The following is a 15711-nucleotide window of genomic DNA, read 5'->3' as shown; positions in this document are numbered from 1 at the left end:
CGGCGCGGTCCCCGCGCCGGGCCCACCGGGTCCGGGTCCCTCCGACACCGGATACCGGCCGCCGGGTCGGCGGAGCCGCCCGAGGGCCAGGTCGGGCGGAACCGTCCGGCGGCCGGGGGCCTGTCCGGCCGGTCGGCGGGCCGGACGCCCCTGCCGGACGCCCTCGGACGGCGCCGACAACGCGACGGGGTCCGCTTGCCGGCGCAGCGGCTGACGGCGCCGCGCGGCGCCGTGTGCGCGCGGAGACCGGCCGGGCGGGAGCCGGGCGGTCGGCCCGCTCGGGTTCCGGCTGTCGGTCGGTTGACGGTCGGCCGCGCGCCCCGGCACGGTCCGCGCCGCCCGCCCGACGGCCAGGTCCGCCGCGCGCCTGGGTCGGCGGCCGGCCCCGCACGGTCAGGCCGACGGCCGGTTCGGCCGGCCCGGGGGGGCGCTACGGTGCTCAGCTTCGGCCGGTCGGCCGACGGACCGTGACCCCGGCCCCCGGCTCCGGCCCACGGCCCAGGCCCAGGCCCACGGCTCCCGTCGGTGAGGCGTCAGGCTCGGATCAGGGTCAGGGCCTCGTCGCGGATCTTGGTCATCGTCACCTCGTCACGCGCCTCCACGTTCAGGCGCAGCAGTGGTTCCGTGTTGGAGGGGCGGAGGTTGAACCACCACTCCGTACCCGTCACCGTCAGCCCGTCGAGTTCGTCGAAGGTCACGCCCTCGCGGCCCGCGAAGGCCTCGCGCACCGCCTCCGTGCGGGCCCCCTGGTCGGCGACCGTCGAGTTGATCTCGCCGGATCCGACGTAGCGGTCGTACGAGGAGACCAGGTCGGACAGAGGGCCGTCCTGGCCGCCGAGGGCCGCCAGGACGTGGAGCGCGGCGAGCATGCCCGTGTCCGCGTTCCAGAAGTCTCGGAAGTAGTAGTGCGCGGAGTGCTCGCCGCCGAAGATCGCGCCCGTCTCGGCCATCCGCTGCTTGATGAAGGAGTGGCCGACCCTGGTGCGTACGGGAACACCGCCCTGTTCCCTGACGACCTCCGGGACCGACCACGACGTGATCAGGTTGTGGATCACCGTGCCGCCCGGATGCCTGGCCAGCTCGCGCGCCGCCACCAGCGCCGTGATCGCCGACGGGGAGACGCCTTCGCCGCGCTCGTCCACGACGAAGCACCGGTCCGCGTCGCCGTCGAAGGCCAGGCCCAGATCCGCGTCCTCGGCCAGGACCCGGGCCTGGAGGTCCACGATGTTCTTCGGGTCCAGCGGGTTGGCCTCGTGGTTCGGGAACGTACCGTCCAGCTCGAAGTACATCGGCACCACGTCGAGCGGCAGGCCCTCGAAGACCGTGGGGACCGTGTGTCCGCCCATGCCGTTGCCCGCGTCCACGACGACCTTCAGCGGGCGGATCGCGGAGAGGTCGACCAGGGACAGCAGATGCGCGGCGTAGTCGGTCAGCGTGTCCCGCCGCACGGTGGTGCCCGGCAAGGCCGCCGGGGGCGGGGCGCCCGCTTCGAGCCAGCCCTCGACGAGCGTACGGATCTCCGCCAGGCCCGTGTCCTGGCCCACCGGCGCCGCGCCCGCCCGGCACATCTTGATGCCGTTGTAGCGGGCCGGGTTGTGCGACGCCGTGAACATCGCGCCCGGCAGATCCAGCTTCCCCGACGCGTAGTAGAGCTGGTCGGTGGAGCACAGTCCGATGACGGTGGCGTCCGCCCCGCGCGAGACGGCCCCCCGCGCGAAGCTCGCCGCCAGTCCGGGCGAGGAGGGCCGCATGTCATGGCCGACGACGATCGCGCCGGCGCCGGTGACCTGGACGAAGGCCGCGCCGAAAAGCTCCGCGAGCCGGTCGTCCAGTTGCTCCGGGTACACCCCGCGCACGTCGTACGCCTTCACGAGCTGCGACAAATCGGCCACTGCGACCCCTCCAGATGTTGCTGCGACTGCGCTCACGACAAACTACCCGTACCGGACCCCTCGCACCGATGGCCCTCGTACCGATGGATCGGGAGGGGGACGCCCGCACAGCGGCGAACGCCCCTCGGCAGCCCGTACCGGCGCCCCTGAGACCCAGCCTGGGCCACCGACCACCAGCCCTCAGCCTCCGACCACCGAGTCCTCAGCCGTCGGCCGTCAGCCTTCGGCCGTCACGGAAGCATCCATCCCAGCACCGCCGTGCTCTGCCCCACGACGATCAGACACATCACCAGCAGAAGTCCCAGACTCCACGGCAGCACCTTGCGCAGCAGGTCCCCCTCCTTCCCCGCCAGTCCCACCGCCGCGCACGCGATCGTCAGGTTCTGCGGCGAGACCATCTTCCCCAGCACTCCCCCGGAGCTGTTCGCCGCGGCCAGCAGTTCCGGCGACAGGCCCGACTCGTTCGCCGCCGTCACCTGGAGGGCGCCGAAGAGCGCGTTGGCCGAGGTGTCCGAGCCCGAGACGGCGACGCCGAACCAGCCCAGGATCGGCGAGAGGAACGCCAGTCCCGCGCCCGCCGCCGCGACGAAGTGGCCGATGGTGGCCGCCTGCCCGGAAAGGTTCATGACGTACGCGAGGGCCAGCACCGAGGTGACGGTGAGGATCGCGTACCGCAGCTCATACACGGTGCCCGCCCACTCGCGCGCCGCGTCACCCGCCCGTACGCCGAGTACGGCGGCGGTGAACAGTCCCGCGAGCAGGACGAGGGTGCCGCCCGTGGCGACGAGCGGCAGCGAGAAGACATTGGCGCCGACCGGCTCGCCCGCCGAGTCGGCGACATCGAGGAAGGGCCAGTCGAAGACCTGGGTCGCCTTCGCCAGCAGGTCCTTCACCGGCGGGATCTGGGCGACCGAGAAGATCACCACGATCAGACCGTACGGCGCGTAGGCGCGCAGCACCTCGGGGCGCGGGTCCTCCTGGTCCAGGTCCTCGCTCCGTACGCCGGTGAGCACCGCCACCCGTACCGGCTCGGCCGCCGGCCTGCGCGCCGAGGGGACCGCCACCAGGGCCGCCGCTCCCGCCAGCGCCGCACCGATGTCGGCGAGCTGGGCGGAGACGTAGTTCGAGGCGGCGAACTGGGCCACCGCGAAGGCCACTCCACAGGCCAGCGCGGGCACCCAGGTCTCGCGCAGCCCTCGCAGCCCGTCGACGAGCCCTATCAGCACCAGTGGTACGACGAGTGCGAGCAGCGGTGTCTGCCTGCCGACGACCGAGGCGACCGTGTCCAGCGGCAGCCCGGTGACCTGGGCGAGTGTCACCACGGGCGTGCCCATCGCGCCGAAGGCCACGGGCGCGGTGTTGGCGACGAGCGAGACGACGGCGGCCTTGACCGGATCGAAGCCGAGCGCGACCAGCATCACCGAACAGATGGCGACCGGCGCCCCGAAACCGGCGAGCGCTTCGAGCAGAGCGCCGAAGCAGAAGGCGATGACGAGCGCCTGGATGCGGGGATCGTCGGAGAGCCGTCCGAAGGAGCGGCGCAGGATGTCGAAATGGTGGGTGCGGACCGTCAGCCGGTACACCCAGAGCGCGTTGACGACGATCCACATGATCGGGAACAGCCCGAAGAGGACGCCCGCCGCGCCGGCCGAGAGGGTCTGGCCGAGCGGCATGCCGAAGGTGAGCCAGCCGACCACGACGGCGACGGCGAGACCGGTCAGTCCCGCGAGATGCGCTTTCATCCGGATGACCCCGAGCAGCACCAGGACGGTGGCCAGGGGCAGTGCGGCGACGAGTGCGGAGAGTGCGAGCGAGTCGGCGACAGGTTCGAGTTGCTGTACGAACACGACAGTCCTCCGGATTCCGCGATACGGAAACTGATCTCTCACGAGCACGAGTGGGGGAATGGTCGTGTCCGCGACAAGTGGAGGTCAATGGTCCGCGCGGGATCCATGCCGAAATCAGGCCCGGCCGGGGGTACGAGCGAACATCCTGGCTCGATCTCGGGCCCGGTCGCGGATTCGGGCGCCGCACCGGCGACGTGAGCGGAGGACCGACGGCTCGGGCGCCGCACCCGATGTCCCGGGCGGAGGACCGGCGCCTCGGGCGAAGGGCCGATGGCCGGACGGAGGACCGATGGCCGGACGAAAGGCCGATGCCTCGGGCGAGAGGCCGACGACCGGGCGAGGGCCGGTGGCCGGCGAGGGAGATGGCTCAGGAGTCCGGGGAGCGCAGTACCCGCAGATGGCCCCGGCGCCCGACCTCCATCGGATCGCCACCGCGCGACCCCTTGCCGCCGCCCTCGGCCGCGCGCTCCTGCGGGCGGGCCGCTTCCCGTACGGCGTTGGCGAGCGCTTCCAGATCGTCGCCGCTCGGGCGCGCGGGAGCCGAACCGTCCGTCAGCCGGACGACCTCCCAGCCGCGCGGGGCGGTCAGCCGCTCGCTGTGTTCCGCACACAGGTCGTAGCAGTGAGGCTCGGCGTAGGTGGCGAGCGGGCCGAGGACCGCGGTCGAGTCGGCATAGACGTACGTCAGTGTCGCGACAGCAGGGCGGCCGCACGCGGTGCGCGAACAGCGACGTACAGGGCTCACGACGTTGGACGGTACCGCACTCTTGAGCGGGCCGCGACGACTCTCCACCAGGTCACTCCACCGTGTCGCACCGTGGCTTCGGCCACAAGTTGGCTGGAAGCAACTGCCCTGACCTGCATGGAAAGACGCGTGACGGGACAGCGACAGCCCGTCACACAGTCACTACTTGGGGCAAAACCTGTCAAGAGAGTCGAGATCGGTGATCGCGGAGCCTACTTGAATCGAGCCCAATCTTGGCCTGAATGCTCAATATGCGACATGCGGTACGAGGGTGGCGACGGCGCGTTCGGCGGAAGCCCGGGAGGGCTACCCTGCGTCAGTGATGGAGAGTCCTGTACCGCCCCGCCCGACCGAGCCACGGCCGCGCCGGCGCGACCGCCACGGCCGCGGAATGCGCGGGCCCGTCGCACCGCCCCAGGTGCCGCTCGCCACCAGCCGCTCGGAGTCGTTCCGCGATCTCGTGCGGGACTCCGTGGACCGTCTCGAACGGCGCTGGCCCCAGCTGGCCGAGGTCGAGTTCCTGGTCATGGACGTGCCCACCACACAGGACGAGACCGTGCCGCTCGGCAGCTCGGTCCCGGCGGGCAAGGAGCATCCCGCGCGCATCCTGGTCTACCGGCGGCCGGTGGAGATCCGTACCAAGAACCGGGACGAACGGGCCCTGCTGGTGCACGAGGTCGTGGTCGAGCAGGTCGCGGAACTGCTGGGCCTGGCGCCCGAGTCCGTCGATCCGCGCTACGGACAGGACTGATCCGCCGCCGGGCCCGGCACGGCGGAGCCGCTCGGCCGGCGCGGCGGAGCCCCCGCCCGCCGGCCGCCGTCCTCAGTGCTCAGTCCCCGAGGATCGACAGGTCCTCCCTGGCCTTCGGTACGGACACCATCCCCCGGTCGTCCGGGAGCGTCTGCACCGTGAACATCGGGACGCCGTCGTCGGGCAGTTCGAGCGTGCGCGCCGCGTAGACCGGACCGCCCCCCGCCTCCGGCTCGACCGTGACCGCGTACGAGCCCTTCAGTCCGTCCGGCGCGGCCGGGGCGAAGGCCATGGTCGTACCGGCCTTGACCGTGTACGTCTTCACAACCTGCTCGCCGCCGCCCGTCCCGGCCGAGGACGTGACCTTGACCTTCGCCGCCGCGCCCGGCGCGGTCAGCGAGAGCGTGGAGCCCTTGGCGCGGTTGTCGGCCACGGTCGCCCGCGAGGCGATCGGCGCGGTCGCCGGGATGAACGCGATCTCCTGGTCGGCGCCCTTGCCGCGGACCACGCGCAGCGCCGCGACCACCGGGGTCGCGCGGCTGCTCTGGACCGGGCTGAGCACCAGCGAACCCGCCTGGCCCTTGGTGACGTCCGCGAGGTCGACGGACGCGGTCATCCTGGACTTGACGTGCAGTGTCTCGTTGCCCGCTGGCGTGATCGTGCCGTCGGCGCCCGCGAGCTGCACCTTGAGATCGGCGTCGTCCTCGCCGGGCGCGAACGCCACCAGCCGGACATCGGTCGCGTCCGCCGGGATACCGGGCAGGACCAGACGGCCCGCCGGGTCGCCCGAGGCGGCCAGCCAGTCGCTGCCCGCCTTCTCGTCGGCGACGCGCACCACGGCACCGACCCGGCCGGTACGGGTGGTGACATGCACGGTCGCGTCGGGAGCGGTCTCACCGGTCAGCGTGGAGAGCAGCACCGGCACGCTCGACCTGCCCGGAACCGGAATGCCCTCCCCCACCTCCGACTTGAGGACACCGTCCTTGCCGTACACCTCGATGTCGGCGACGGCCGCCGAGTCGTCCGGATTGGTGAGATGGACGTAGTCCTGGCGCGTCGCCTCGGTGCTCGCCCCCGGGAACCAGAAGTCGGTGTCCGGTCCGAAGCAGGTCATACCGAGCAGCCCGCGCGCTCCGCCGACGCCGACGGTGGTGGTCTGCTGGGTGGTCCAGCCGGGAGCGAGGCGGCCGTCGGCGCTGCCGACGAGGGCGGGCGCCTCGGCGCCGCTCGCCTCGGCGGAGACGGGCTTGCCGGGCTCCTTCAGGGCGAGGAACGCCTTGTTCCGCACGGAGTCCGTCTTCTTTCCTTCGCTCTTGGCGTCCTCGCCGCCCGCGTTGTCCTTGTCCTTGGCCTTCTGCGCTTCCTTGGTGGCGTCCTTCGTGTTCCCGGCCGCGTCGGACAGGGTGACGACGGACTCACTCAGCTCGGCCGATCCGGACGTGCCGGCGCCGGACGTGCCGACGGGGGTGAAGGAGGTGTACGTCGTCTCCGCGATGTCCGACACGCTCGGTGCCGGGCAGAGCTGGCTAGTGCGCTCCACCGGCAGCCGCGCGGGAGCCTGGGCCACCGCCGCGCCCGTGGAGTCCGGCGCGGTCAGCGTGGCGAAGCCGGTGACGGCGGCGAGGGCGGTGGCGACCGCGATGAGGGAGAGAGTCGTACGGTTCACTGGTTGCTGCTCCCGTCGGGGCGCGGACGCCGGTCGTTCTCATGGCCGTCGGTGTAGGGCCCGCCGTCGGCGTAGGGCCGCTGTCCGTAGCCGTACGGGTCGTACTGGGACGGGTCGTACTGCCGCGGCACCTGTCCCTGGGCCTGGCCGGGCACCTGGCCGTCCTGGTACTGGCCCTCCTGGTACGCGCCCTGGTCGTACGAGCCGTCCGCCGGATATCCGCCCTGGTCGTACGCACCGGCCGGGTACTGGCCGTCCTGGTACTGGTCCGCCGGGTACTGCTGATACGGCTGCTGGTGGTACTGCCCTTCAACGTACTGGCCCTCGCCACCGTACCGGCCGTTCGCGTAGGGATCCTCGGCGTAGTCCGCGCCCTCGTACATCCGGGCGCCGGCACCCGCGTGGGGATCGGCGGTGGCGTCGGCGGTGCCGTCCCAGTCGTACGTCTGCTGCTGAGGCACCGCGCCGTACTGCGGCTGCCGCTCCTGCGGAGCCGCGGCCCGCGGCTGCGTCCCGGCCTCCTCGTTCCCGACCGGCTCCCCGGACTCCGCCTCCGCCTCGGCCGCCGCCCGCAGCCTCCTGGCCCGGCGTCCCTCGCCCTCCACCGGCTGGGCCGGGACCTCGGCATCCTCCTCGGGCAGGTCGTCGTCGATCTCCCGGCGGCGTCCCGGCAGTGCGAGCACCAGCAGGACGACGGCGAGCGCGGCCTGCGCCCAGATCCACGCCGTGTGCGTGATCGGGTCCTCGTAGGTGAGATCCAGCCGGCCGCCCTCGGCGGGCAGTTCGAATCCCTGGGCCCAGCCGTCGACGGTCTTCTTGGTGAGTACCTTGCCGTCGAGCGTGGCCTGCCAGCCCTCGGCGGCCCGGTCCGCGATCCGCAGTACCCGTCCCGCCGCGCCCGCCGGGATCTCCGTGTGCGCCTCGACCGGTGCGGCGGCGACGGCGAGCGGCTCGCCCGCGCCCTTCCCGTCCACGATGACGGCCCGTGAGATCTGCCGGTCCACCCGCCACAGCGCGCTGCCGTCGAGCTGGCTCAGCCGGGTCAGCCCGGGAGTGGCGTCGAGGACCCGGCTCATCTGGCGCGGAGCGCCGTCCCGTACCAGCACATAGCGGATCGCGAACCCGCTGAGCTGGTCGGTCTGGTCGGCGCCGGAGCCCGCGACCAGATTCGCGACGACCTTGTCCAGCCGTGGGTCGCTGCCGCCCGACTCGGTCAGCTCGGCGTCACCGAGCCGTCCGCCCGAGCCGCGGACCAGGGAGTACAAGACCTCCGCCGGTGTCGTACCGCCGAGCACCAGGGTGCGCGGCTGGTCGCGGGTGATGCTCTCCTCCGCGACGAACGCCGGGACCTGCACCGGATCGCGGCGCTCCAGCGGGCCCGAGGCGCCGCCGATCATCCAGCCGAACGCGGCCAGCACCGGTGCGAGGCCCGCGGCGGCGGCGATGAGTACGGCGACGGGCTGGCGCCAGCCGAAGTTCTCCGCGGCGACCCGCTCCCGGGCACCGTCGGCGCCGAGCACGGCCGCCGCGATCAGCGCGATGCCGTAGACCAGGGTGGCCGGGCCCGCCCAGCCGGAGCTGTTGGAGAGCACCGCGAAGACCAGCGCGAGGAGCGCCACGGCCCAGGCGGTACGGATGGCGAACTGCCGCTCGCCGCGGAGCAGGGCCGCCAGCGCGGCCAGCACCACACCGATCAGCAGGACACCGCCCACGGCCTTGGGTCCGCCGGGGCTCATTCCGAGCAGATCGAACGCGGAGGCCGACCCCGTACCGAACTCCAGGCCCGCCTCCCGGAAGAACGCGGAGGGCGAGGTCACCACCGACAGCGACCAGGGCGCGAGGAGCAGAACGGGCGTACCGAGCCCGGCCAGGACCCGCGCCCCGTACGCGGCGATGTCGTCGCGGCGCAGCACCAGGACAGCGAGGCCGAGCACCAGGGCCAGCGGCCAGACGACGGGGGTGAACGCCATCGCGAAGGTCAGCAGGAAAGCGTAGGCCCAGGTGGCGCGCCAGCTTCCGCGCGCGCCCTCGGCGTACGCTCCGGCGCGCATGCCGTACGCGGCGACGGCTGCGCGGGCGATCAGCGGCAGCAGGACGGCGAGGACGGCCGTGCCGAGCCGTCCGGTGGCCAGCGCGCCGGTGGCGGCGGGCAGGAAGGCGTACGCGACGCTCGCCCAGGCGCGCAGCAGGCGGGACTCGACGAGCGGTCGTGAGGCGAAGTAGGCGGTCACTCCGGCGAGCGGCACGGAGCAGACGAGCAGGAGCGTCAGCGCGAAGCCGGTGGAGCCGAGGAAGAGCGCGGACAGCGCGGCGAGCACGGCGAGGTAGGGCGGTGCGGTCTCGGTGTTGCCCGTACCGACCGGATGCCAGCCGTCCGCGTACCGGGACCAGAGATCGGAGACGTCGCCGGGCGCGGGCAGCAGCGCGCCGCCCGCCAGCGCGCCGCCGCCGAGCAGTCCGCGGCAGGCGACGAGCGAGACGACGAGCAGCAGCGCGAAGAGCACCGGCCCGGGCTTGTGCACGAGCTTCTTGAGCCGGGAGAACTGTTCGATCTCCAGGAAGTCCGCGTCGTCGCCGCCGGGGCCGGATTCGACGGCGCCGTGCCGTGAGCCGCCCGCCTCGGCCTCGTTGCCGGAGCCGAGGCTCGCGGCGATCTGCTCGACGGTGGCCCGGACGGTCGCGCCGGGCGGCGGGAAGAGCGGGCGCAGCTCCGCCGCCTCCACGACGCCCTTGCCGCGATGGCGCCGGCCGCCGATGATCCGTCCCGGCCGCAGCAGGGTGCCGAAGAGGCCCATGACCTCGTCGACGGCCTGGCCGGGCGCCTTGCCCACCAGATAGGCGAGCGTGCGCAGCAGGGTGCCGACGACAAGACGCAGCAGTACGTACGGGAGAACGGCCGTCCGCGCGTTGACGAGCATGGTGTAGACGGCGCCGGCCTTGTCGACGCGGTGCGGATTGACGACGGAGCGGCCCGCGCAGTCGACCGTACGGCGCTCCCGGGCTGCGGCCTCCGCGTGCCGCAGGACGGCGTCGGGCGCGACGAGCACCCGGTGGCCCGCGGCGTGCGCGCGCCAGCACAGGTCGACATCGTCACGCATGAGCGGCAGCCGCCGGTCGAAGCCGCCGAGCTCCTCCCACACGTCGCGGCGGATGAGCATGCCGGCGCTGGAGACGGAGAGGACGGTGCGGACCTGGTCGTGCTGGCCCTGATCCTGTTCGCGCCGGTCGAGCCCGGTCCAGCGGCGCCCGCTGTTGGCGATGGAGACGCCGACTTCGAGGAGCTGCTTGCGGTCGTACCAGCCGCGCAGCTTGGGGCCGATGACGGCGGCGTACTCGTCGGAGTCGGCGACACGCAGCAGCTCGGCGAGGGCGTCGGGCTCGGGCGCGCAGTCGTCGTGGAGGAGCCACAGCCACTGCACCGGTTCGCCGTGCGGCAGCTCCGGCATGTCGTACGTGTCGTCGCGCCAGCTCCGGGTGACCGGGTCCCAGCCGCTCGGCCGCTTCAGATAGGGCAGATCGTCGGGCGTGAGCACGCCGGCGGTGCCGACCGCCTCGTCGACGGCCGTACCGAATCCGGAGCGGCGCGCGAGATGCAGGACCCGGTCGGCACCGAGCGCCTCGGTGAGCAGCCGGGCGGAGTCGTCGGCGCTGCCGGTGTCGGCTGCCATGACGTTCTGTACGGGCCGTTCCTGGCCCAGCAGCCCGGCGAGGGCGTCGGGCAGCCAGCGCGCACCGTCGTGTGAGACGAGCACTGCGGTCACGACGTGCCGCGGGAACTCGGGGGCGGTGGCGGGAACGAACGCGGCGGTGGTGGGGGACATTGAGGTAACGGGCCCTCCGGCCGTGGGATCGCCCCGAAGGGGCGCTGGAGCGTCTCGGACGGGGCCCCACACTAACGGCTGACAACAGGACGGTCCGCCGCCCGCGGAGGAAGGCGCAGACCGCGGACCGTTCGATCGGTACGAGGTTGTGACGATGGAGCGCGACGGCGGCCGGGCCGGGGAACGGGAAACAAGGCGATCGAACCACCCTGTCGAATGAATGGACGAGCCCGATCGGGCTCGATCGCCGACCGGCAAGTCACCCGGCGAAAAGCGATCAGATCGCGGCCTTCTTCAGTCGCCGTCGCTCGCGCTCCGACAAGCCGCCCCAGATACCGAATCTCTCGTCATTGGCGAGGGCATACTCGAGGCATTCCGAACGGACCTCACAGGCGAGGCAGACCTTCTTGGCCTCACGGGTGGAACCGCCCTTCTCGGGGAAGAAGGACTCGGGGTCGGTCTGGGCGCACAAGGCGCGCTCCTGCCAGCCGAGTTCCTCGTCCGCGTCCTCGACCAGCAGTTGCTGGAACAGCTCGGTCATGTGCGCCCCTCGTCTGTCTTCGCGTCCCCGTGATCTGGCCGCTGTCGATTTCGGCCGAACGACACGAGTGAAATTACAAGTGTGTGCTCTGGGCCGGTCAAGCCGAGATCTGCTATTGGGCCCGGTATTCACTCTGCGGAACCAAGGCTATGCGGAAAGTGTTCAAATCACCAAAAACCTGACACATGCCACTGGCCTACCCGCAACCACCCTTCCCGCCACACATAACGCCTCATCAAGAGACACGTCGCCTCCCACGGGGAGAGACGCCGCGCACTCAGGACTTGGTGCCGATCCGACCACGGAAGCGATCCGGATCACAGTCTGATCACAAGGGCGCGACGATGTTTACGAGCACGGTCGCTGCCCGATGTCTCCGCAGGTGGAGGTGGACAAACCTCCTCGTCGCCGGAGTAACCGGATGAGGTGAAACATTACCGCCAAATCGGCCATCGAGTTGACAGTGGCTACCGGATTCGCCACCTTTGGTCACATGCCAGTGAGCCCCGCGCACCCCGCGACCCACGTCCGTGGATTCCGCAGCGCTGTTCAGGTTCGCTGTCACTGTTGTCCTTCGAGCTGTTGACCCGGTCTGTTGACCTGAGATGTTGACCGAAGTCGTCGCGGTGGCCTCACGCCGCCTCGGCTGACGCTCGCCCCGGGCTCCGGGCGACCGCTCCGATCATTCCGATCACGTCCGATCACGTTTGTCTCTTCCCTCCGCGTTCGCGGTGTCCGTCGTGCACACCCCGCGACACCCCGCACGTCCCTATCTCCGAGGAACCACCGCACCCATGAACAGCGACAGCGATCTCCAGATCGCCGGTGACCTTCTTGAGGTCCAGCACCTCCTCCAGCCGGCCCGCCGGCACCCGGTCACCGTGGCCGAGTTCGCCGGTCTCGCCCGTACGCTCGCCGCCGACCGGGCGCGGTGGGCGCCGCACGTCCAGTACGACGCCACGAGCCGCTGGTACCACCGGCTGCGCACGGGTCCCGGCTACGAGGTGTGGCTGCTCTCCTGGGTGCCGGGCCAGGGCACCGGCCGGCACGACCACGGCCGGTCCTCGGGCTTACTGACCGTTCTCGACGGTGAACTGACGGAGCGTTCGAACAGCGGGAGCCGCACCTTGGTCCCGGGCACGCAGCGGGTCTTCGCACCCGGCTATGTCCATGAAGTGGTCAATGAAGCGATCGAACCCGCCGTGAGTCTGCACATCTACTATCCGGGTCTGACCGAAATGCCGATGCACGCGGCGCAGTGCGCACCGGCGGCGGAGGATGTCGTACGCGCCTGATCCGGACCTGGGTGCCGGCCGCCCGTACCGGCCCGTACTGGCCCGTACCGGCGCCTCATGGAGAACCCCACGGCTGACACACTGTCTTCATGCGCATTGTGGTTCTGGCCGGCGGTATCGGCGGCGCCCGTTTCCTGCGTGGCCTCAAGCGGGCCGCGCCCGACGCGGACGTCACAGTGATCGGCAACACCGGTGACGACATCCATCTGTTCGGGCTGAAGGTCTGCCCCGATCTCGACACGGTGATGTACACCCTCGGCGGTGGCATCAATGAGGAGCAGGGCTGGGGGCGTACGGACGAGACATTCCAGGTCAAGGCGGAACTGGCGGCGTACGGAGTCGGGCCCGAGTGGTTCGGCCTCGGCGACCGCGACTTCGCCACCCATATCGTCCGTACGCAGATGCTCGGCGCGGGCTATCCGCTGAGCGCGGTCACCGAGGCGCTCTGCGCCCGCTGGAAGCCGGGCGTACGGCTGCTGCCGATGTCGGACGACCGTATCGAGACGCATGTGGCCGTCGACCTGGACGGCGAGCGCAAGGCCGTGCACTTCCAGGAGTACTGGGTGCGGATGCGGGCGTCCGTGCCGGCCCAGGCGGTCGTGCCGGTCGGCGCCGACCAGGCCAAGCCGGCGCCCGGCGTGCTGGAGGCCGTCGCCGCCGCCGACGTCATCCTCTTCCCGCCGTCCAACCCGGTGGTCAGCATCGGCACGATCCTGGCCGTCCCCGGTATCCGCGAGGCCATCGCCGAGGCGGGCGTACCGGTCGTGGGCCTCTCGCCCATCGTGGGGAACGCGCCCGTACGCGGGATGGCCGACAAGGTGCTCGCCGCCATCGGCGTCGAGGCGACGGCCGCGGCGGTCGCGCTGCACTACGGCTCGGGGCTGCTCGACGGCTGGCTCGTCGACACGGTGGACGCGGGCGCGGTGGCCGACATCGAGGGCGCGGGCATCCGCAGCCGGGCGGTGCCGCTGCTGATGACGGACGTGGACGCGGCGGCGGCGATGGCGCGCGAGGCGCTGACGATGGCCGAGGAGGTACGGGCATGACGGCACCGCTGACTCCGGCGCCGGGCTCGTCCTCGGCACGGTCCCCGGGCCCCACCCCGGACCCGGCGCGTGTCCCGTCCGCGGCGCCGGTCCCGTCGTACCGCGTCCGCGCGGTGGCCGGGCTGCCGGAGATCCGTCCCGGGGACGATCTCGCGAAACTGATCGCGGCCACCGAACCGGCGCCCGCCGACGGCGACATCCTGCTGGTCACCTCGAAGATCGTCTCCAAGGCCGAGGGCAGGATCGTCGAGGCGGCCGACCGCGAGGCGGCCATCGACGCGGAGACCGTACGGGTCGTCGCCCGGCGCGGGACGCTCCGTATCGTCGAGAACCGGCGCGGTCTGGTGATGGCGGCGGCCGGCGTGGACGCCTCCAACACCGCGCCCGGGACGGTGCTGCTGCTGCCGGAGGACCCCGACGCCTCGGCGCGGGCGATCCGGGACGGGCTGCGGGACGCGCTCGGCGTGGACATCGGTGTGATCGTCACGGACACCTTCGGGCGGCCGTGGCGCACCGGCCTCACCGATGTCGCCATCGGCGCCGCGGGAGTACGGGTCCTGGACGATCTGCGGGGCGGGACGGACGCGCACGGCAATCCGCTCCACGCGACGGTCGTCGCCGTGGCCGACGAACTGGCCGCCGCCGGTGACCTGGTGAAGGGCAAGGCCGAGGGCCTGCCGGTGGCGGTGGTGAGCGGTCTGGCGCATCTCGTCGCCGGCGCGGGCGGAGCCGGGGCCGGCGCGGACCCGGACCCGTCCCCGGACGGCGCCGGGGCGGGCGCGCGGGCGTTGGTGCGGGGCGCGGCGGACGACATGTTCCGGCTCGGTACGTCCGAGGCGGTGCGGGAAGCGGTCACCCAGCGCCGTACGGTCCGCGACTTCACCGACGAGCCGGTCGACCCGGGCGCGGTCCGCCGCGCGGTCGCGGCGGCGCTCACCGCGCCCGCTCCGCATCACACGACACCCTGGCGCTTCGTCCTGCTGGAGTCACCGGAGTCGCGGCTGCGCCTCCTCGACGCGATGCGCGACGCCTGGATCGCGGACCTGCGCGCCGACGGCAGGACGGAGGAGTCGATCGCCAAGCGCGTGCGCCGCGGCGAGGTCCTGCGCGGGGCGCCCTATCTGGTGGTGCCCTGTCTGGTGATGGACGGCTCCCACACCTACGGCGATCCCCGCCGCGACACCGCGGAACGCGAGATGTTCACGGTCGCCGTCGGCGCGGCCGTGCAGAACCTCCTGGTGGCCCTGGCGGGCGAACGTCTCGGCTCGGCCTGGGTCTCGTCCACGATGTTCTGCCGCGAGGTCGTCCGCGAGGTGCTCGGCCTGCCGCAGGCGTGGGACCCGATGGGCGCGGTGGCGGTCGGCCACGCGGCCACCGCTCCGCGACCCCGCCCGGCGCGGGAGGCGGAGGCGTTCATCGAGGTGCGGTGAGAGTTGCTCCCTCGGCGGGGAACTCGACCCTCGGCGGCGCGTCCGCCTCACAGGCGCGCGATGTTCCCGACCGGCATACGGGGGGCCCGGCGGGAGGGGGTGTGGCCGGAGAGCAGGATCAGACGGGTGGCGCGGTGGCGTTGGCCCGCGTAGGGCGCGAGCAGTTCCAGCATCCTGGCGTCGTCGGCGTCCCGGTCTCCGGCGAGGGCGTGACCGATGATGCCCGGGAGATGGAGATCGCCGACGGTGACGGCGTCGGGCGCGCCGTTGGAGCGCTGGACGGTCTCCGCGGCGGTCCAGGGACCGATGCCCGGGATCAGGCACAGCCGGGCGGCGGCCTGTTCCGGCTCCATGGCCGCGGCCTCCTCCATCCGGCGGGCGGCACGGACGGCGCGCAGGATCGTGGTGGAGCGCTTGGCGTCGACGCCGGCCTTGTGCCATTCCCAGGAGGGAATCAGCGCCCAGGTCCGCGCGTCGGGCACGACGTACAGCCGCTCGCCCGACGGGAGCGCCGGGCCGGGCGCGGGCTCTCCGTACGCCCGTACGAGCCTGCGCCAGGCGCGGTACGCCTCGACGGTGGTGACCTTCTGCTCCAGGATCGACGGGATCAGCGACTCCATCACCAGTCCGGTCCGGCACAGCCGCAGTCCGGGACGGCGGCTGTGCCGGACCGGACT

General features: G+C 72.3%; 11 protein-coding genes. 4 read left to right on the top strand and 7 right to left on the bottom strand.

Going from position 1 to position 15711, the window contains the following annotated elements; genetic code table 11:
• Window positions 1–533 precede the first annotated feature (533 nt).
• From BFF77_RS23200 to BFF77_RS23190, 3 genes are all read right to left on the bottom strand, one after another.
• A complete protein-coding gene (locus BFF77_RS23200) occupies window positions 534–1892 on the bottom strand; it encodes a phosphomannomutase/phosphoglucomutase (protein WP_066953008.1) in 1359 nt (452 codons plus the stop codon).
• 230 nt (window positions 1893–2122) lie between these two features.
• A complete protein-coding gene (locus BFF77_RS23195; RefSeq protein ID WP_066953005.1) occupies window positions 2123–3739 on the bottom strand; it encodes an L-lactate permease in 1617 nt (538 codons plus the stop codon).
• Between the two features lie 367 nt (window positions 3740–4106).
• The gene (locus BFF77_RS23190; RefSeq protein WP_066953003.1) at window positions 4107–4532 is read right to left on the bottom strand and encodes a DUF3499 domain-containing protein; all 426 of its coding nucleotides are present in this window, start codon (window positions 4530–4532) and stop codon (window positions 4107–4109) included.
• Between the two features lie 274 nt (window positions 4533–4806).
• On the opposite strand from BFF77_RS23190, the gene BFF77_RS23185 reads away from it, so the two are divergent.
• Window positions 4807–5235, top strand: a complete 429-nt coding sequence (locus tag BFF77_RS23185) for a metallopeptidase family protein (protein ID WP_079125407.1) — start codon at window positions 4807–4809, stop codon at window positions 5233–5235.
• Window positions 5236–5314: 79 nt separating this feature from the next.
• On the opposite strand, the gene BFF77_RS23180 is transcribed toward BFF77_RS23185, so the two are convergent.
• The 3 genes from BFF77_RS23180 to BFF77_RS23170 all read right to left on the bottom strand — a co-directional run bounded on the left by BFF77_RS23180 (window position 5315) and on the right by BFF77_RS23170 (window position 11263).
• Window positions 5315–6901: a DUF5719 family protein gene (locus tag BFF77_RS23180; protein WP_066953001.1), complete on the bottom strand. Its 1587-nt coding sequence runs from the start codon at window positions 6899–6901 to the stop codon at window positions 5315–5317.
• Window positions 6898–10722, bottom strand: coding sequence for a glycosyltransferase (locus tag BFF77_RS23175; RefSeq protein WP_066952999.1), 3825 nt, complete (start codon window positions 10720–10722; stop codon window positions 6898–6900). Before BFF77_RS23175 ends, BFF77_RS23180 begins: the two co-directional genes overlap by 4 nt.
• 277 nt (window positions 10723–10999) lie before the next feature.
• Window positions 11000–11263, bottom strand: a complete 264-nt coding sequence (locus BFF77_RS23170) for a WhiB family transcriptional regulator (protein WP_014046372.1) — start codon at window positions 11261–11263, stop codon at window positions 11000–11002.
• 794 nt (window positions 11264–12057) lie between these two features.
• Here BFF77_RS23170 and BFF77_RS23165 point away from each other — a divergent pair.
• The 3 genes from BFF77_RS23165 (at window position 12058) to BFF77_RS23155 (ending at window position 15034) form a co-directional block, all read left to right on the top strand.
• Entirely contained in the window at window positions 12058–12558 is a 501-nt protein-coding gene (locus tag BFF77_RS23165; RefSeq protein WP_066952997.1) for a cysteine dioxygenase, read from the top strand.
• 89 nt (window positions 12559–12647) lie between these two features.
• Window positions 12648–13604, top strand: coding sequence for a 2-phospho-L-lactate transferase (gene cofD, locus BFF77_RS23160; protein ID WP_066952995.1), 957 nt, complete (start codon window positions 12648–12650; stop codon window positions 13602–13604).
• On the top strand, window positions 13601–15034 hold the full coding sequence (locus BFF77_RS23155) for a coenzyme F420-0:L-glutamate ligase (RefSeq protein WP_079125406.1): 1434 nt from the start codon (window positions 13601–13603) through the stop codon (window positions 15032–15034). Before cofD ends, BFF77_RS23155 begins: the two co-directional genes overlap by 4 nt.
• A gap of 47 nt (window positions 15035–15081) precedes the next feature.
• On the opposite strand, the gene BFF77_RS23150 is transcribed toward BFF77_RS23155, so the two are convergent.
• Window positions 15082–15711: DNA-3-methyladenine glycosylase family protein (locus tag BFF77_RS23150; protein ID WP_107422225.1), on the bottom strand; the 630-nt coding region annotated here is incomplete at its 5' end.

This window comes from Streptomyces lushanensis, assembly GCF_001700515.1.
Classification (GTDB): Bacteria; Actinomycetota; Actinomycetes; order Streptomycetales; family Streptomycetaceae; genus Streptomyces; species Streptomyces lushanensis.
This window is presented reverse-complemented; position numbering and strand designations above follow the sequence as displayed.